Below are 19,173 nucleotides of genomic sequence, written 5' to 3'. Positions count from 1 at the left end.
TGCATTTCCTATGGAGGAAGAATGAGTCAGTTTTTTTATGTTCACCCTGAAACGCCGCAAGTACGCCTGATCAACCAGGCCGTGGCAATCATCCGCAATGGTGGGGTGATCGTTTACCCTACCGATTCTGGTTATGCCCTTGGTTGCCAGTTGGAGAATAAATCGGCATTGGAGCGGATCTGTCAGATCCGCCGTTTGAACGATAAGCACAATTTTACCCTGCTATGCCGTGATCTTTCTGAGTTATCTTTGTATGCCCGCGTTGATAATGCAGCATTTCGCTTGTTACGTAACAACACGCCGGGCGCCTACACCTTCATTTTCAAGGGCACCAAGGAAGTACCGCGCCGTTTAATGAATCCGAAGCGAAAAACCATTGGTATTCGTGTGCCCGATAATGCAATTGCATTGGCCTTGCTTGATGCGCTGGGTGAACCGATGATGTCGACATCATTGATCTTACCGGGTAACGAAACCACCGAAGCTGATCCAGAAGATATCCGCGACAAGCTAGAGCATGCGGTGGATTTGATTATCAATGGCGGATACCTCGGTGAGCAACCGACTACGGTGATTGACTTCAGTAATGATGGCATGGAAGTAGCACGGGTTGGCGCCGGTGATCCATCGCCATTTGAGTGATCTTCCTGTTCATCTGTTGGTATGCATCTGATTGTTTAGTGGGTGAGGTATGATAGGAAATACCGCATGTTTACGGTGTTTTCTGTGGTATCTCAGCTAAGCTTTTGGCATAATCCGCCATCGCTTTAAGATGGCTTAAAGCATGATGATATTTCGACGCCTGTGAAGGCGACAAAGGTTTGTCTAATGAGTGAAAAATTACAGAAGGTACTGGCGCGTTCTGGCCAGGGTTCTCGCCGAGAAATCGAATTAATGATCCAGAACGGTCGAGTTAGTATCGACGGTAAGGTAGCCAAACTCGGCGACCGACTGGATGATCTGTCAGTCAGTGTTCGCATTGATGGCCACAACATCCAACTGGTGTCATCTTCAGAAGAAGTGTGCCGTGTGATGGCTTACAACAAGCCGGAAGGTGAGTTGTGTACTCGTCATGACCCAGAAGGTCGCCGTACGGTATTTGATCGTTTGCCGCGTCTTGACGGTGGTCGCTGGGTATCAGTAGGTCGTCTTGATGCCAATACGGCAGGTTTGTTGCTGTTCACAACTGACGGTGAATTGGCTAACCGCCTAATGCACCCAAGCCGTAGTGTTGAGCGTGAATACATGGTACGTGTATTTGGCGAAGTAACAGAAGATATGGTTCGCAACCTGGTTAAGGGTGTGAAACTTGAAGATGGTATGGCACGTTTTGAAGACGTGGTTTACGCTGGCGGTGAAGGTATGAACCATACTTTCTACGTGGTGATCACTGAAGGTCGTAACCGTGAGGTTCGTCGTTTGTGGGACTCGCAAGGCGTGACAGTAAGTCGCTTGAAGCGTGTTCGCTACGGTGACATCTTCCTGACCAAAGATCTTCCGCGCGGTGGCTGGATGGAGCTTGAGCTTAACGAGGTGAACTACCTTCGCGAGAAAGTAGAGCTACCACCTGAAACAGAAACCATGCTGACGGTTGAAGGCCAGAAGCGCAAGCGTGGCGTTCGCCAAATCCGTCGTGCAGTGCGTCGCCATGAAGAACGTTTGAACGATGATAGCGGCCGCGGTCGCCGAGGTGGACGTCAAGACCAGCGTCGCTCAACGAACCGTAACCAAGGTGAAGAGAGCGGCAACGAATCGCGCCGTAAGCCGTCAGGCAATGTATCTAACCGCCGTGGTGAAGATAACAGCGAGTCACGCCGTAAGCCGTCAGGCAATACAGCGAACCGCCGTAACCAGGGTGAAGAGAACAGCAACGGTTCTCGCCGCAAACCGTCAGGTAATGCAGCGAATCGTCGTAATCCACTGAAAAATAAGCCGGCCAAGCCTCGTTCACGTAAGTAAATAGTCGCGTTCAGGCAAGTAAGCCCAGCAAAAACAGTCGATAAATTAAAAAAGCAGCCTATGGCTGCTTTTTTGTTCGTCGCTTACCAGAATTAAGGGTCGTCTATGAGCTAATCACTCATAGCTGGAGGTAAATGGCCCATATAGGGCCATTATTAAAGGCGTGATACGTTTATTTTATAGGGAAAAGGATGAAATTTGGTATTTAACCTAAGCTTCGGTTGCTGCTGCAATCCCACCGAGAACCACTTCAAACTCACCTTGCTCGAGTCCCTCAAGGGTAAACTTAGCATGAACACCACTATCATCATGCCAGTTAGATGCAGAATCTTGTGGATTCAGCACTAAGTAGTACTCAACGCCATACTCTAAGTTGGTGTTGTTCGTGTGCAAAGGGACGCCTTCAAAGCGCTGACGGGTACCCACAAATTGGGTGTCAGAAAGTATGCTTTGTGCGAATACGCGGTCGCCTTCGTTACCTTCACTATTTACTTTAGATACTCGAATATAATACATCTGAGGGGCTGTAATATGGCCGCGTACATTATTAAACCACAGCCTTGCCACACCGTCGCTCGCTGTAAGATTGATATTGTGCTCGAATGGGAACTTGGTGTTTTTGAAAACATCCAGGCGTGCCTGATTATATTTATCTAGTTCAACGGTTTGTTGTAGCCCCTCGTTACGATACTGAAATGTCCACGCCTCACCTAATAGTGCGCCAGCGGAGCGGAACGATAATGGAGACAACTCGTTGTCACTATAGTCTGCATCAGGACGACCAACATCAACCATAAAATAAGGGTCTGCAGCCATTGCAATACGGTCGAACTCAACGCGGTCTTCGTATATCTCAACCAAGAGTAAAGACCAGATTGGATGATAGTTGTAACCACGAAGATGATCATCTTTGTGGATACCCCCTGAGCCGTCAAGCCAGTTATAAGTGGATGGGGATGCACAATTTACATGGGTAAATGTATCTTGGAAGATGGAGCGATCATCGGTCAGTGGGTAGTGTGAGTGACCAGAGAAGTGAATGACTTCAGGGTGCTTACTCAAAATGTCTCTGATTATGCTGTTTCCGCCATTCCAAGCGCCACCGCAGACGCCACCTGGCAATGGGTGGTGTGCTTGGACGATAATTGGCTCGCCGTTATAATCTGCCGAGTTTTTAATGTCCTGTAACGCTTGTTCGACAAAGCTGTTCTGAGCCTCATGCGTATTGCTGAGGTTTGAGTCATAGCCAATCACATGAATATTCTTAACCATAGTATGATAGAAGCCACCATTTTCACTTTCATCCTCAATAGGGAACCATGATTTAGGGTAGTTATTAACCATATCCATTGTGTAAGCATCATGATTTCCTCGAGCCAAGAGCACTTGTGTATCGAGCATGCCAACACGATTCATGTTTTGCTCAAATACGTTGCGAAGCAGTGAGTGGGTCCAACCGGTTGTCTTGTCATTATCGGCAATTAAATCACCCGCATTGATGATTAAGTCTGGGTTAGGCATATAGTGTTGCAGTACGTCAAAATGGGAGTTCCAGCCAGTAACGACGCCTGGCTCATAAAGGTTACGAAACTCAGTATCCGACATCGCTATCATGCGAAAAAGCGGCTCTTCCTCTGTTTTGACGAGGTAATTATGAATAACCATCTCGCTCTCTTCTTCATCACGGAATGCGCGAGCACAGATAGTTTTTGATTCGGTAAGGGTAATCCCTTCTGCTGGATTATAAAGCTTGTCGCTACGACTTGGCTCAAAACGATCTAGGGTGTAACGAATCTCGACATTCTCAGGTACATCTTCAAAGTAAATTGTTTGCGCACCAATGTAGCGACCGCTTAGCTGTTTTACTTTAGGGGTAAGTAACGGAGTGTTGTCGCCGTTGTCACCGTCACCATTGTCGCTTGAGCTACTTCCGCAACCAACTAATGTTGTAGCACTGGCTCCCAATATGATCGCGCCACTTGCTGTGCGAAAGAAATTACGTCGGGAATTATTGAAGTTTTTATTTTTCATCGAAAAGCCTGATTAAATAAGCAGAATAAATAACAAGCGCATCAAATAAACGTTTGTCGCTTGCGATTATATTAATCACTATTGTTTACAATTTAGAGTTTTTGCCTCTCAGTGTTTGTATACATTTGGTTAAGAAAAACTAATGCTCAGGCTGTCATAACTCTTTTATGTATAAGAAAAAGAGTACGTATTACTATTTTATAATCAGATGGTTTTCTTAGCTTGTGTGTTAATACTTGGCTGTCACTGGTTGTTGTTATTGTATTTTTAGTCTCCGTAATCACGCGAGTGAGAAGTATGGGCTGTGATATAGGTACCGAGATACGTGATTAAGGAAAGGAGGTCAACGTAGACGAAAACGGTGATTAAAAAGCAATTTAAATAATTAATTGCTAGCGTACAAGGATGTCAATTTTTTAACCGTCAAGTTTAAGTGTGGAATATTTATCACGGCTTTTATCAGTGAGCCTGACATTATTATTAAAACATCAGGCTTGAAAGTTTTTAATGGCTCACACTGCTAGAAAAGGCATTAATAATTACCGTCCCCACTAAAATAAAGCTAATACCGATTATTGCTGGTATGTCGAGCCGTTGGTCGTAGACGCGCCAAGCGATACCGGCGATCAGGACGATTCCAGCCCCGCACCAGATGGCATAGGCAATGCCGATAGGCATAAACTTGACGACTTGGGCCAGGCAAGAAAATGCCAGTGCGTAGAAGCCAAGACAAAGCAGCGTGGGCAGAGGCTTGGTAAAACCAGCGGTTTTTGCCAGGGCACTGGTCGCTGCAACTTCGGCGATAATAGCAACAGCCAAAAATAAGTAGTGCATATCATTTTCTCCTGCACATTGAATAAAGATTTAGCGCTGCAGCGCATCGATTAGTGCTTTTTCAGGTTGTAGCGCCAAAAAGCGTTGTTGTAGCCAACCAGTAAACAGGGTGACTTTCGGTGGTGCATGGTTGCGTTCATATTGCAGATAGTGACAATCAGTGGATGAAATAGTGCTGTCATTAAATACAACGATGCGTTTGCTCTGCAGCAGCGGCAAGGCATTGAGTGAGCGACAAAGCATTATACCCGCTCCTTGTGCCGCGAGTTCCAAACCCATCATAGTACTATCTACTTCGTATTGTTGTAATGGCGGGGAGCTAGAAAGTGTGTTGCTGCTTAGCCATTCATGCCAGCCTTCGGTGTAGCCACGTACATAAATCCCTGGTAATTGCTCTAAAGCGCATTGCGCCAGTTCTTCGTTGTGTTGCGCTTTAAATTCAGGGCTGCATACCGCTATCCAATACTCTTTGCAAAGTAGCTCAGAATGAAGCTCTTTGCTGGGTTGCCCGTTAACGATTTCGATATCGACTTTGGTTTGGTTGGCTTGTAATTGTGGCCAATCTTCAGTGTGTAACTTCACCTGGATAAATGGATAGCGTTGGCAGAAGTCTTGCAGTTGTGGTAACAGCCAGTAGTAGCAGAATGAAGTATTAACCTTCACCGTAAGCTGTTGAGGTTCATTACGGTGGGTTAGCGCTTTGGTCTGGTGACTGATCGCGCGTAGCGACTGGTGAACAGTAGGGTAGTACTGCTGACCACGAACAGAGAGTTTTAGCCGACGGTTTTCACGGTTAAACAATGCAAACCCCAAATATTGCTCAAGAGCCTTAATATGTTGACTGATCGCAGCTTGAGTGACGTGCAATTCTTGCGCAGCCTTGGTAATTGAATGGTGGCGAGCACAAGCTTCGAATGCAACCAGAGATTTTAGCGGGGGCAACATAGTAACAACACTCCAGAGAATAAACTGTCAGCACAGTAAGAAGAGTAAGTGTCATAAATATGACCGAATGATGAAGATAGTTTTACTTAAGTGTGTGACATGTCGATGACTCGATATTTAAGCCTAGCTTAACTAAAAAGGTCTAAATAATCATTTTACTGTCACTTTGCCTTAATTATTGATGGTTAACTTATGCATCAACTTAATTGCTTCCTAGGTTGATGGTGGCAATGAAATATTTATTTCTGGAGATTGTCATGAAAAAGATTTTGCTAGCTTCAATGGTTGCCGCGACATTTAGTGCCGCTGCATTTGCTCAAGAAGAACTGACTGTTTATACCGCTTTTGAAATTGAGCAGATCCGTGCGTTGGAAACGGCATTCAATGCTGAGTACCCAGATATCAAGTTGAACTTCATGCGTGATTCGACCAGCGTTGTGACTGCCCGTTTGTTGGCAGAAAAAAACAACCCTCAGGCAGATGTTATTTGGGGGTTGGCAGCAACGTCCATGATGGTGCTTGATAAAGACGAATTGCTGGCTCCTTATGCGCCACAAGGTCTGGAAAAGCTGGACGAGAAATTCCGTGATAGCCGTGAAGTACCGCACTGGATTGGTATGGACGCATGGATTGCTGGTGTTTGTTTTAACACGATAGAAGCAGAAAAACATGGTCTAGAGATGCCACAAACTTGGGCTGATCTGACTAAGCCAGAGTACAAAGGTCACATTGTAATGCCTAACCCGGCTTCTTCTGGTACGGGGTTCCTTGATGTTTCAGGTTGGCTGCAGCAGTTCGGTGAAGAAAAGGGCTGGGAATTCATGGAAGGCCTTCATGACAATATCGCTCGCTACACGCACTCAGGATCTGCGCCATGTAATTTGGCAGCAACTGGCGAAGCAACAATGGGGATCTCGTTTGCATTCCGCGGTGCGACGTTGAAACAACAAGGCGCGCCAATTGAGATGATTTTCCCAACCGAAGGCGTGGGCTGGGATATGGAAGCAGCAGCGATTGTTGATGGTACGTCAAAAGTGGCGGCCGCACAGAAGTTGATTGATTTTGCTGCTTCTGCAGAAGCTAACCGTCAGTACAACAAGTTCTACCCAGTTATTGCTAAGCCGCATCTAGCAGAAGCGGTTGCGTTTTACCCTGATAACGCCACTGAGCTCATGATTGAGAATGACTTTGCTTGGGCGTCTGACAACTACGAGCGAATTATCGGCGAGTGGGTTAAGCGCTTCGATGGGAAGTCTGACGCCAAATAAACCTTAAATTCCATGAAACAATTTCAAGGCCGTTGTTTTTGATGGCGGTCTACTCTGTGTCCGACTGTAGGGTCGGATGCAGTATTTAAAGAGAGTTTAATACCGAAATGACTAGTAGTTACCTGCATATTGACCGTCTAATAAAACGCTTTGACGACTTCACCGCCCTTAAAGGGATCTCTCTAGATATCAAAGAGGGTGAGTTTGTTTGTTTCCTCGGCCCATCAGGGTGTGGCAAAACCACCTTATTGCGCGCAATTGCTGGTTTGGAATTACCAAGTGAAGGCCAAATCGTGCAAAACGGTCGGGACGTGACAGTGCTGCCTCCTGAGCAGCGTGATTTCGGTATTGTATTCCAGTCTTATGCCTTATTTCCAAACCTGACCGTGGCCGACAATATAGCCTTTGGCTTAATTAACCGTGGCATGAAAAAAAACCATGCAATGGAAAAAGTGCGCGAATGGCTTTGCCTTGTCGACCTTGACGGCTATGAAGACAAATTCCCGGCCCAGTTGTCAGGCGGTCAACAACAGCGTGTTGCTCTGGCGCGTGCCTTGGCGCTTTCTCCCGGTCTACTGTTGCTTGATGAGCCGCTATCAGCACTGGATGCCAAAGTACGTATCCACCTGCGCCACGAAATTTGCCAGTTGCAGCGTAAGCTAGGGATCACCACCATAATGGTGACCCATGATCAGGAAGAAGCCTTGACGATGGCTGACCGTATTGTGGTGATGAACCACGGCGTGGTTGAGCAAGTTGGCACCCCGGAAGAGATATACAACAACCCGGCGTCTGAGTTTGTTGCTCAGTTTGTCGGAACCATGAACTTCCTGCCAGCAGATGTGGTCGATGGCGACCAACTTAAGATCGAGGGGATTACTGTACCTTCTCCACAGGATGTTAAAGGCCGTCATGCAACACTGGCATTGCGCCCAGAGCAAATTCGTATAGGTAAGCCGTCTGAGCCAGGATTAGGTGCGACAGTAAAGACGATAGAATTTATGGGCTCTTTCGTGCGTCTAGAGTGTCAACTGCGTGATAACTCATCGTTATTACAGGTTGATATATCGGCAGAACGGGCCAAGCAAGGCTTGCCTGCGCGAGGCGAAATGTGCACGTTGAGTTGGGATGTCGTAAATAGTCAGGTATTTGAGGGGGAAGTAGCATGAGTGTCGAAAGTGTCATAAGTGTTGAGTCCGACCTAATTACACCGACATCCACGCCTCTGTTTGAGCGGGTTAAAGGGATTTTTAACCGCATGAGTACTGACCAATGGGTGATGGGGGGCGTGTTGATATTGGCAGCCTTACTGATGATCATTGGTCTTATCGCCCCGTTAGGTGCGATGTTTGTCAAAAGTGTGCAGGATCGCAGTGGTGAGTACATTGGTTTTGCGAACTACGTAAACTATTTGAATAATCCGGCGCTGACCCAGTCTATTTATAACACCTTATTTATCGGCATCGTGGTTTCGGCGGTTGTTGGACTGCTGGCGTTTTGCTACGCCTATGCGTTGACTCGGACCTGTATGCCGGCGAAACGTTTGTTCAAGTTAGTCGGTAGCTTGCCGATATTGGCTCCGTCACTGTTGCCGGCCATCTCCCTGGTTTACCTGTTCGGTAATCAGGGGATCTGGAAGTCGTGGCTGATGGGCAGCAGCATATATGGTCCTATCGGGATAGTACTTGGCTTGGTTTTCTGGTGTTTTCCGCATGCGTTGTTGATCATGAGTACTGGGTTGTCTACTGCTGATGCCCGCCTGTATGAAGCGGCAAGAGTGATGCGCACCTCACCGATCCGCACCTTCTTTACCATTACTTTACCGGGCGCGAAATACGGTTTGATGAGTGCCATGGTGGTGATTTTCACTTTGGTGGTATGTGATTTTGGTGTAGCTAAAGTGATTGGTGGACAATACAACGTCTTAGCGACCGATATTTACAAGCAGGTGATTGGCCAGCATAACTTTGCTATGGGGGCGGTAACCTCGGTGGTTCTGCTGTTACCTGCACTGTTATCTTTTGCTCTTGAAACGCGTATTCGTAAAAAGCAGCAGAGCATGATGAGTGCCAACTCAGTGATCTACCAGCCAACACCAAATAAAGTCCGAGATAGAGGTGCATTTGTGTTCTGCCTGATTGTTGCTACCGCCATTATGGTAGTGATCGGGATGGCGTTTTATGGCTCTCTGATTAGTTTTTGGCCTTACAACAAGGCGTTGACTTTGGGTAACTATGATTTCGGCCGGTTTATTAGCTATGGTTGGGCGCCGTTCTACAACTCAGTGAAAATGGCTCTGCTGGTGGCTTTGATTGGTACCTTGTTTACTTTTTTGGTCGCATACTGTGTCGAAAAAGGACGTGAAATGCGGTCGGTGCGTAGTGCTCTACACCTTATGGCAATGATGCCGATGGCGGTACCAGGTATGGTACTGGGGTTGGGGTATATTTTCTTCTTCAACTCGCCGACTAATCCAATGAACAATTTATACGGCACCATGACTATTTTGGTGGTGTGTACCGTCGTTCACCTTTATACAGTCGGTCATATGACCGCACTAACAGCGTTGCGACAGATCCCAGCAGAAATCGAAGCGGTGGCGGCTTCACTAAAAATCCCGCAGTACAAGGCATTCTTGAAGATCTCTATTCCGGTTGGTCTACCTGCTCTGCTAGATATAGGTAGCTACCTGTTTGTTAATGCGATGACTACCACTTCTGGAGTGATATTCCTGTACACCACAGATAATGTACTGGCGTCGATTGCTGTGATGCACCTCGATGAGATGGGGTATACCGCGGCCGCAGCAGCCATGGCGGTGATGATCATGCTGACTTCAGCTATCGCTCGATTGATCCATGGCGCCTTTAGCCATCTGCTACTTAAGCGCACCCAGCGCTGGCGTACACGCTAAACACTCCCCCCGTTAGCGTATTGTACCAATGCGCTAATAACCCTCTAATTTTAGATACCGAGGCAGGTAAAATAGCTGCCTCCGGTTAGGTATACCCTTATGAATATGAAAACCCCTGAAGCGGCGACGGAGCTTGTTGTCTTTGATATGGACGAAACCTTAATCGGCAACGATCTCACTGTATTGTGGCATGCCTTTGTGGTTAGTGAGCTGGGATTGGCTGATGACCGCTTTTTGGCTCAGGACAAGCAGATGATGGATCTTTATTATCAAGGGAAAATGGATCTCGATGCTTACATGGCATTTAGTCTGTCACCGCTGATGTCACTGACGGCTGAGCAGGTTGATGCGTTGGCTGACCGTTATGTGAGTGAACAGGCTGCGCAGTACATTTTTCCGCAAGCCAAAACCTTGTTGGCGGATCTACGAACGCGAAATGTTACCTGCATGATTATTTCAGCGAGTGCGTCGTTTTTAGTCAAGGCGATGGGGCGTTATCTAGGTATTCCATATGCAGAAGGTGTCGATCTTGTTGTTGATAATGGTTATTACACTGGAAAAATTGATGGCATTCCGAGTTATCAACACGGTAAGGTCATTCGCCTGCAACGCTGGCTAGAAGCGAATGACGGTAGTTATACTCCGATCCATTTCTATTCCGATTCAATAAACGATCTGCCACTGTTGCTCGAAGTGGATTACCCTGTAGTTGTTAATGGTTGTCCTAAGTTACAGTCCGAAGCGATAACACGAGGATGGCCTCAGCTTAGATGGCAGCTCTCAAATGTAGGCTAAAGTATGAGTGCTTACACGGCTTTGATTAATGGCTTACTAGCAATGCTTCACGCCAGCTAAGTTTCCTATTGGGTTCGTGTCTATCACCTGAGGTAACGGCATGAATATGGTGTGGGGTTAGCAAGCTCCAGGTAGGAGCTTGCTGTTATTAGTCGCAATGGATAATTAACTTGCGGCGCCCGGTTTGCGCTTGGGCTGAGCATCAATACACTGGCCGTTGACGTCTTTGCTTTCAGGGCCCATTAGGTAGAGGTACAGCGGCATGATTTGCTCTGGCGTTTTCAACAATGACGGGTCTTCTGCCGGGAAGGCTTTGGCACGCATACCGGTACGAGTACCGCCCGGGTTAATAGCATTGACGCGCACAGCGGTATTGGCCATTTCGTCGGCCAAAATCTGCATCATTCCTTCAGTGGCGAACTTAGACATCGAATAGGCACCCCAGAAGGAGCGGCCCTGATGGCCAACGGTCGATGAGGTGAATACAATGCGGCCGTCTTCGGCTTTCTTGACCAGTGGCATAATGGCTTGGGTCAACAGGAACTGGGCTTTGACGTTGACCTGCATGACATCATCAAAAGAATCTTCACCAAGCTGATCGAATGGGCTGAGCACGCCCAGCAGGGAGGCATTGTGCAACACACCGTCCAAGCGGCCAAACTGGCCCTCGATCGTTTCGGCCATATCGAGATAGTTCTGCTTGGTGGCCCCCATCATGTCCATTGGGATGATCGCGGGTTGCGGATAGCCTTGCGATTCGATTTCATCGTAAACGGCTTCTAATTTGGCTACGGTGCGTCCGAGCAAGATAACGGTTGCACCGTGGGCGGCATAGCTGATGGCAGCTTGGCGGCCTATTCCATCACCCGCTCCGGTTACCAGAATAACTCTATCTTTCAGTGAGTTTTCAGCGACTTGATAATCCACTGTGTACTTCCTTATTGGTTTTTTCGTCAGCTCATTGTATACCCAAATTATTCTCGCTTAAACGCACATATACCCAAGTTACCTCAAGGTGCAGGATTCAGAGGGTTGTCAGTGCATTCAATCCAAGACGAAGGTTTACAGTAATGATGCTCCCTTTCAAAAAGCGTCTATATTGCAGCTGTTTGGCTATATTGCGATAGCGGTATAGGTGACAACTTGGTTACAATGGTTGAATGCCAATAAATGAGGACTCGACATTGGATTTTTTGTTTGATTATGGATTGTTTCTAGCCAAGATTGCCACAGTGGTTGTCGCATTCATCGCGATTCTGGTGGTGGCTAAAAGTGTGAAAGGCCATCATAGTAGCCAGAAAGGTGAGCTAGAGGTCACTGATCTGACTGAGCAGTACAAGCACACGGTGCATCAACTGGAGTCTCACTTATTTGATAAGCCGTTGCTCAAAGCTCGCGACAAGGCTGAAAAGAAAGCAGACAAAGAAAAGCACAAGGCAAGGCAGAATGAAGTGAAGAAAGCGGCCAAAGAAGGCGACTTGTCGCACTCACGTGAACCTCGCCTGTTCGTTTTGGATTTCCATGGCAGCATTGATGCCCGCGAAGTGACCTCACTACGCGAAGAGGTTACCGCTATTCTGGCTGTGGCAATGGAAGGCGATGAAGTCTTGCTGCGCCTGGAGACCGGCGGCGGTATGGTACATGGTTACGGCCTTGCTTCTTCTCAGCTTGACCGTCTAAAAGCTGCCGGGATTAAACTTACTATTTCTGTCGATAAAGTCGCTGCCAGCGGTGGCTATATGATGGCGTGTATTGCCGACAAAATTATCTCGGCACCGTTTGCGATTGTTGGTTCTATCGGGGTGATAGCCCAGCTACCAAACTTCAATAAAATATTGAAGAAGAACGATATTGAATTTGAGCAGATCACCGCAGGCGAGTTCAAGCGTACCTTGACAATGTTTGGAGAAAACACGGATAAAGCGCGCGAAAAGTTCCAGAGCGAGATTGAAGAGACCCATGGGCTGTTCAAAGCATTCGTGTCTGAGCACCGCCCTGCGCTAGATTTGGCCAAAGTGGCCACCGGGGAACACTGGTTCGGTAAGCAGGCATTTGAGCTGGGCTTGGTGGACGAGATTGGCACTAGCGATGACTACATCAGCCTATCGTGTAAAGATCGCGAAGTGCTGCAGGTTCGTTATGTTCAGCGCAAGAAACTGGCTGAAAAACTGGCTGGTGCAACAGGCGACGCCGCTGATAATGTATTGCTGAAATGGATCAGCCGTGGTCAGCGTCCAATTGTTTAAACGTCCAATTGTATAAAGAGGTTACGATGGGTCAAAAGTGGGCCTTGTTTTCATTTCAGGGACGGATGCGTCGTCGGGATTATTGGTTGTATAGCATTCCCGTGCTGTTGGTATCGCTGCCGGTGTTTCTCTATACCACACCGGAGAACGCGGATAATCCGCTGCTTAATATTCTGTCGATTATTGTCTTGGTATTTGTGTTCTGGGCCTCAGCGGCGTTGAATGTAAAGCGTCTACATGATCGCAATAAAAGCGCGTGGTGGATCATTCTGACCTTCTTGCCGTTGATAGGGCCGATCTTTGTGATTGTTGAACTGGGTATCTTAGATGGCACTATAGGTGATAATCAGTTTGGTGCCGACCCTAAGGGCCGCGGTGCTCCGCCGCCGGGGCCGGACAACGAGTCCAAGGATGACAAAGATACGATGACCATTGATATGTAATCGTTTTACATCACTAGAAATGTTGTATTGCTAGAATAAATCAGCCCCGTTTGACGGGGCTGATTTTTTGTTTTGGACCATTACTTGCCGAGGGTGAATTTCGGCGAAAGCTGGTGGGCAAGGTATTTGAACATATTGAATACTGCCGTGGTCTTTTCTGTCGGCAGACCGTTGTCATCGAGGAAATACTCGCCTTTGAAAATCAATACTCCGGCACGCTCTTCAACGGAGTCGGCGCGCATACCGTCAATGTAGGCTTCATGATCTTGGATTAGCTGGTTGGCAATCATCAGCAGCTCATCATTTGCAATGGATTCTTTGGTGCTCATTGTGTCTCTCTCATCTCATAGCAGTTCGCCGGTTTGAGTCTCCGGCCAAGGTGGCTAAGTGTATTTGAGTTGATTCGGGATGACAAATTTTGCAGGCTATATCGGATGCCATTTTCGTGGTGTTATTGATTTTTCGCGGTGACTGGCTATATCTTGAAAGAAAGGCCGTGATGGTTTTTGTGCGCTTAAAGGGTAAATTTGTAGGGTATAAAGATTAGGCATTAACCTTATGAATTGCCGAAAAATTGTGAGCGATGGCAAAAAATAGTGGTTTTTTATAGTCAAACCGGTGCTGAGGTGGTAATGATTAGCGCCCATTGTGGTAGATGTTTTTCAGTCTTACGGCATAAATGAGAGGAATATCGCGTGGCAACCGAACTTGTCGGCACGTTTTTTTCCTATTCATTTAGTGGTGTAACTATCTGTTAACAAGTGGGGAAGGGACAACCAAACGGTCTCGTTTTGTTAAAAAGCAGTTGACCTTCTCCGATTGTAGCCCAATATGTAAATACCAATCACATTACGTAACTAGTTATCCGGAGCTGTCCTCAACCGGTTGGATTTCGCGATTTAAATAGTTACTTAATCAGTTTGGTGTACCAGCGTTGCCGTGCTAGCTCTAGTTTTTTTAGCGTGCAACTAGTTGTTTTAATTTTAAGTTTTGTGAGCACGAGGACGTAATAGAATTATTATGGGTAAATCACTCGTTATTGTGGAGTCCCCAGCCAAGGCGAAGACGATCAATAAGTACTTGGGTAAGGACTTTGTGGTTAAGTCAAGCGTCGGTCACGTTCGTGATTTGCCGACTGGTGCTCGTAGCACCGGTAAGAAAGCGGCGGCTACTTCAACCAAGGGCTTGAGCGCCGAAGAAAAAGCGCGCATCAAAAAAGAAAAAGACCGCAAATCGCTGATCAATAAAATGGGCGTGGACCCATACAATGACTGGGAGGCTCAATATGAAGTGCTTCCTGGTAAGGAAAAAGTGGTCAACGAACTACAGAAGCTAGCGGAAGATGCTGACTTTGTTTATCTCGCAACCGATTTGGACCGCGAAGGAGAAGCTATTGCGTGGCACCTTCGTGAGATCATCGGCGGCGATGATGCACGTTACAAGCGAGTGGTTTTTAACGAAATCACCAAAAATGCTATCCAGCAGGCTTTTGAGCAGCCGGGTGAGCTGAACATGGATGGTGTGAATGCCCAGCAGGCACGCCGATTCCTCGATCGTGTGGTCGGCTTTATGGTTTCCCCTCTGTTGTGGAAGAAAGTCGCACGTGGTCTTTCTGCGGGCCGCGTACAGTCGGTTGCGGTTAAGCTGATTGTTGAACGTGAACGCGAAATCAAAGCCTTCGACCCTGAAGAATACTGGGATATGCATGCCAACACCCAAACAGCAGGCAACGATGCACTGCGTTTGATGGTGGCACAACAGGCAGGCAAGGCATTCCGTCCGGAAAACGAAGCTGACACCATGGCGGCAAAATCGCTGCTGGAGAAGGCTGCCTTTACGGTTAAAGACCGCGAAGACCGACCAACCAGCAGCAAGCCGTCAGCGCCGTACATCACTTCAACGTTGCAGCAGGCGGCCAGTACCCGTCTAGGCTACGGTGTTAAACGTACCATGGGCTTGGCCCAGCGCTTGTATGAAGCCGGTTACATTACCTATATGCGTACCGACTCGACCAACCTGTCTAAGGAAGCGGTTGAAGCGGCACGTGAGTTTATTGCTGGCGAGTACGGCGATAACTATTTACCGTCATCACCGAATGTCTACGGTAGCAAGGGTAATGCTCAGGAAGCGCACGAAGCGATCCGTCCTTCTAGTGTTGACGTGAAAGCGGAAAACCTTGAAGGTATGGAGCAAGATGCCATCAAGTTGTACGATTTGATCTGGCGCCAGTTCGTGTCCTGTCAGATGGTTCCGGCTAAGTACGACTCCACCACGATTACAGTGGAAGCGGGTGACTTTACCCTGAAAGCCAAGGGCCGTACCCTGCGCTTTGCGGGTTGGACACAAGTTCAGCGTCCGTCTGGTAAAAATGAAGATACGACTCTGCCAATGGTTCATGTGGGCGATACGCTCAAGGTTGAGTCGTTGGAGCCGAAACAGCACTTCACCAAGCCACCGGCACGCTTTACTGAAGCGGCATTGGTTAAAGAGCTAGAAAAGCGAGGCATTGGCCGTCCTTCAACTTACGCATCGATCATCTCGACGATCCAAGATCGTGGTTATGTGCGTGTTGACCAACGCCGTTTCTATGCCGAGAAAATGGGTGAGATTGTTTCCGATCGCCTTGATCAAAGTTTTGCCGATTTGATGGATTACGACTTTACTGCCCGTATGGAAGGTAATCTCGACAAAATCGCCGAAGGTGATGCGAGTTGGAAATCAGTACTCGATAAATTTTTCAGCGACTTCACTGGTGAGCTTGAGAAAGCTGAGCTGGATGAAACTGAAGGCGGCATGAAGCCGAACAATATCGTACTGACCGATATCAAGTGTCCGACCTGTGAACGCCCGATGGGGATCCGTACCGCGTCGACTGGTGTATTCCTTGGCTGTTCAGGGTATGCACTACCGCCTAAGGAACGTTGTAAGACAACGATCAACCTGGGTGATGAAGACGGTATCATCAACGTGTTGGAAGAGGACGTTGAAACGGCCGCCCTGCGTGCCAAGAAGCGTTGTCCGAAATGTAGCACGGCGATGGATGCCTACCTGATTGATGCCGAGCGCAAGTTGCATGTGTGCGGTAACAACCCAAGCTGTGATGGCTATGTGGTTGAGAAAGGTGAGTTCCAGCTAAAAGGCTACGACGGTCCGGTTATCGAATGTGACAAGTGTGGCTCTGATATGGAGCTAAAGAACGGTCGCTTTGGTAAGTACATGGGCTGTACCAGTGAAACCTGTAAAAACACCCGCAAGATTCTGAAGAACGGCGAGATTGCGCCACCGAAGGAAGATCCGGTACATCTACCAGAGCTACCTTGTTCACAGGATCCAGACGCTTACTTTGTATTGCGTGATGGTGCTTCCGGTCTGTTTATGGCGGCAAGTACTTTCCCTAAATCGCGCGAGACACGTGCGCCGTTGGTAGAAGAGTTGGTTCGCTTCAAAGACCGTTTGTCGCCGAAGTTCACGTATTTGGCTGATGCACCGACAGAAGATCCGGATGGTCGCCCGACAGTGGTTCGCTTTAGCCGTAAGACTAAGGAAAACTACATTCGCTCGGAAGTTGATGGTAAACCATCAGGCTGGACGGGGCTGTTCATTGACGGTAAGTGGGAAATTACCGACAAGCGTAAAAAGCCGAAGAAAGAAAAGGCTGATGAATAACAGATAAAAAAACCGCCGAAAGGCGGTTTTTTGTTTTTCTGGCTAGAGGCCATCGCCTTATACCAATCGCCTTAAGCGGTAGCGAAAGCCGGCACACCACTGTGGAAGCGGAAGGTATCATCAGGGGTGTTGATGAGCAGAGCTTCTCGGGCGCCAATGGTACGGATGCGCTCGCTGATATCTTCACCGGCGATTTGCTCGGCCAGTTTAAGGTAATCTTGGTAATGGCGGGCTTCGGAGCGTAGCAGGGAAATATAGAACTTCTTCAATTCATCATCGAGGAAAGGGGCAAGCTTGGCAAATCGCTCGCACGATCGTGCTTCGATATAGGCACCGATGATCAGCTTGTCAATTAAGGTACTCGGCTCATGGGTACGAACAATCTTCATCAGCCCTTTGGCATAACGTCCCGCATGCAGGTTGGAGTAGGGGATACCCCGGCTTTCCATGATCTCCAGTACCTGCTCGAAGTGATGGAACTCTTCTTTGATCAGGCGAACCATCTTGTCGATCAGCTCTTCGCCGTGGGCAAAACCGGCTTTGGGTGTCAGTTCGGCAGCAAGGCCGTTTTTTTTGCCGTGGAAGCTACGGGCATCCCGTTCGATGCCATAGACGAACTCTTCATAAGGCTTGGCCCAGGCAAGCAACGCCTTGCCGCTTTCTGCGTCAATGGCATATTTGCGGATCAGAAACATGGCGGTTTGGCTGGCTTTTAGCTCGCAGTTACAATGGTCAATCAACAGCGCAGTCAGGTTTTCTGGTTTTTTGGCTTCGGTGATCCAGGCGTCAGGCGTATCGCATTGCAGGAACTGTTTGATCGGCTCAAGCAAGGTATCGATCATGTACTGGGTTGTATTCATGGGCTAGGTTTGTTGAGTCTTATTGTTTATTTTCGCCCAGTATACCAATGCTCGTGGGTAAAGTGAGTGGTAATGGCAGAAAAAACAAAGGCCACCGTATGGTGACCTTGGAAGAAGAGACAGAACTATATACAGGGGCCTGATAAGCGCTTACCATTTCCGCTTCGGCTGGAACAGCACATCGAGCTCGTCTTGATCTTTTTCTAGCATCTGCTGGCGCTGTTGTTCATTGGTCGTATTCTGGCTGCTATCAATGTCTTTGAGCATTTTCTGAAGTTTTTCACGGGCCTGGTTTGCATAGTCATCATTTTTGCTGGCCAAGACATCAATCCCTTTTTTCAGCAACTGCTTTGCCGTACCCAATTGCCTTTTGACACAGGCCTCATTAGCTCGCTTGATCACGTTCTCAATGTTGATTCTGAGCTGGATACCTTCCAGGCGGGCATTCTCGGTTACAAAGGCCTGAGTGGGCATACGCCCTTTGCTGTGCTCGCTTTTGACAACGTTTTTTAGGCGTTTAACAAGCTGCAGCATGCCGAGCGCTTGCTTGTCGGTGCTTGGGACTTTGAAGCTTGCTACATCAGCTTGCGAATAATTGGCTTGAAGCTGGTTGATCTGCTCGGCGACATTACTAATACGTTGAGGCAGTGACTTATCTGTTGGATCCGTTGCCTTCATTGTTTCCAATGAGAACAGTACTCGTTTGTTGAGACAAACCAACAGTTCTTTGCTGTAAGGAAGGTGATGGGCGTTACTGATCAATTCTTCAGTTGCATCAATAATCGCGATGAATTTGGCTAATTCCTGCTGCTTCGCGCTTTCCAGTTTTTGTCGGTACTGAATAATGATGTTGTAACCAACAATCAAGATCAGCAACAGGCTTACCAGGCCAATAATTAGAGGCATGCTCATGGGGTAGTGGACCATCCGTGCTTACATGAAGCCCTATAAGATACACCATATCGATAATGGGTCATAGCCGCGAGAGCGGTTTCTATCACATCCCTGCCGTGTCGGAGTATGAAAATGCTACCAATGAGCTGCTTAAGTGGCATTTTGTGGTAAAAGTCGCTTAACTGTCGGAAATTAGACACCTAAGACTGGGAAACTAGGTCTATAAGTTATATAACATTATGTTATAAAGCCCTGCAGAAAACAGCTTAGGGAAACACCCTGAGGCAGGATAAAGATGATAATGGACTATCACTAGGC

16 protein-coding genes are annotated in these 19,173 nt (G+C 47.6%); 9 read left to right on the top strand and 7 right to left on the bottom strand.

The window, feature by feature from the left end:
- Positions 1–21 precede the first annotated feature (21 nt).
- Both ACVA53_RS15050 and rluB read left to right on the top strand, forming a co-directional pair.
- Positions 22–642, top strand: coding sequence for an L-threonylcarbamoyladenylate synthase (locus ACVA53_RS15050; RefSeq protein ID WP_255044320.1), 621 nt, complete (start codon positions 22–24; stop codon positions 640–642).
- Between the two features lie 186 nt (positions 643–828).
- Positions 829–1,959, top strand: a complete 1,131-nt coding sequence (gene rluB, locus ACVA53_RS15045; RefSeq protein WP_255044319.1) for a 23S rRNA pseudouridine(2605) synthase RluB — start codon at positions 829–831, stop codon at positions 1,957–1,959.
- Positions 1,960–2,169: 210 nt separating this feature from the next.
- On the opposite strand, the gene ACVA53_RS15040 is transcribed toward rluB, so the two are convergent.
- From ACVA53_RS15040 to ACVA53_RS15030, 3 genes are all read right to left on the bottom strand, one after another.
- Positions 2,170–3,990, bottom strand: coding sequence for a metallophosphoesterase (locus tag ACVA53_RS15040; RefSeq protein ID WP_446505509.1), 1,821 nt, complete (start codon positions 3,988–3,990; stop codon positions 2,170–2,172).
- Positions 3,991–4,494: 504 nt separating this feature from the next.
- Positions 4,495–4,824, bottom strand: coding sequence for a DMT family transporter (locus ACVA53_RS15035; RefSeq protein WP_255041307.1), 330 nt, complete (start codon positions 4,822–4,824; stop codon positions 4,495–4,497).
- A gap of 30 nt (positions 4,825–4,854) precedes the next feature.
- Complete coding sequence (locus ACVA53_RS15030; RefSeq protein ID WP_446505508.1) at positions 4,855–5,769, bottom strand: LysR substrate-binding domain-containing protein; 915 nt, start codon at positions 5,767–5,769, stop codon at positions 4,855–4,857.
- A gap of 257 nt (positions 5,770–6,026) precedes the next feature.
- Here ACVA53_RS15030 and ACVA53_RS15025 point away from each other — a divergent pair, with 257 nt between their 5' ends.
- The 4 genes from ACVA53_RS15025 to ACVA53_RS15010 all read left to right on the top strand — a co-directional run bounded on the left by ACVA53_RS15025 (position 6,027) and on the right by ACVA53_RS15010 (position 10,746).
- Entirely contained in the window at positions 6,027–7,037 is a 1,011-nt protein-coding gene (locus ACVA53_RS15025; RefSeq protein WP_446505507.1) for a putative 2-aminoethylphosphonate ABC transporter substrate-binding protein, read from the top strand.
- A 107-nt stretch (positions 7,038–7,144) separates the two neighbouring features.
- Positions 7,145–8,206: a putative 2-aminoethylphosphonate ABC transporter ATP-binding protein gene (locus ACVA53_RS15020; protein ID WP_446505506.1), complete on the top strand. Its 1,062-nt coding sequence runs from the start codon at positions 7,145–7,147 to the stop codon at positions 8,204–8,206.
- Entirely contained in the window at positions 8,203–9,951 is a 1,749-nt protein-coding gene (locus ACVA53_RS15015) for a putative 2-aminoethylphosphonate ABC transporter permease subunit (protein WP_255041312.1), read from the top strand. The genes ACVA53_RS15020 and ACVA53_RS15015 overlap by 4 nt, the downstream gene beginning before the upstream one ends.
- Positions 9,952–10,050: 99 nt before the next feature.
- The gene (locus ACVA53_RS15010; RefSeq protein WP_446505505.1) at positions 10,051–10,746 is read left to right on the top strand and encodes an HAD family hydrolase; all 696 of its coding nucleotides are present in this window, start codon (positions 10,051–10,053) and stop codon (positions 10,744–10,746) included.
- A 165-nt stretch (positions 10,747–10,911) separates the two neighbouring features.
- Here the strand turns inward: ACVA53_RS15010 and ACVA53_RS15005 are convergent, their stop codons facing one another.
- Positions 10,912–11,673, bottom strand: coding sequence for a YciK family oxidoreductase (locus ACVA53_RS15005; protein WP_255041316.1), 762 nt, complete (start codon positions 11,671–11,673; stop codon positions 10,912–10,914).
- 257 nt (positions 11,674–11,930) lie between these two features.
- Between ACVA53_RS15005 and sohB the strand changes: the two genes are divergently transcribed.
- Positions 11,931–12,992: a protease SohB gene (gene sohB, locus ACVA53_RS15000; RefSeq protein WP_255041318.1), complete on the top strand. Its 1,062-nt coding sequence runs from the start codon at positions 11,931–11,933 to the stop codon at positions 12,990–12,992.
- A gap of 26 nt (positions 12,993–13,018) precedes the next feature.
- Positions 13,019–13,435 carry a DUF805 domain-containing protein gene (locus ACVA53_RS14995; protein WP_446505504.1) on the top strand — a complete coding sequence of 139 codons (417 nt, stop codon included), beginning with the start codon at positions 13,019–13,021 and terminating at the stop codon, positions 13,433–13,435.
- 80 nt (positions 13,436–13,515) lie between these two features.
- Here ACVA53_RS14995 and ACVA53_RS14990 read toward each other — a convergent pair whose 3' ends face one another.
- Positions 13,516–13,764, bottom strand: coding sequence for a YciN family protein (locus ACVA53_RS14990; protein WP_255041321.1), 249 nt, complete (start codon positions 13,762–13,764; stop codon positions 13,516–13,518).
- A gap of 691 nt (positions 13,765–14,455) precedes the next feature.
- Here ACVA53_RS14990 and topA point away from each other — a divergent pair.
- Entirely contained in the window at positions 14,456–17,101 is a 2,646-nt protein-coding gene (topA, locus tag ACVA53_RS14985) for a type I DNA topoisomerase (protein ID WP_255041323.1), read from the top strand.
- Positions 17,102–17,172: 71 nt separating this feature from the next.
- On the opposite strand, the gene miaE is transcribed toward topA, so the two are convergent.
- Both miaE and ACVA53_RS14975 read right to left on the bottom strand, forming a co-directional pair.
- Positions 17,173–17,961, bottom strand: coding sequence for a tRNA isopentenyl-2-thiomethyl-A-37 hydroxylase MiaE (gene miaE / locus ACVA53_RS14980; protein WP_446505503.1), 789 nt, complete (start codon positions 17,959–17,961; stop codon positions 17,173–17,175).
- Between the two features lie 150 nt (positions 17,962–18,111).
- Positions 18,112–18,873: a DNA repair protein gene (locus tag ACVA53_RS14975; RefSeq protein ID WP_446505502.1), complete on the bottom strand. Its 762-nt coding sequence runs from the start codon at positions 18,871–18,873 to the stop codon at positions 18,112–18,114.
- Positions 18,874–19,173 lie beyond the last annotated feature (300 nt).

It is taken from the genome of Photobacterium sp. DNB23_23_1, from assembly GCF_052873815.1.
This window is presented reverse-complemented; position numbering and strand designations above follow the sequence as displayed.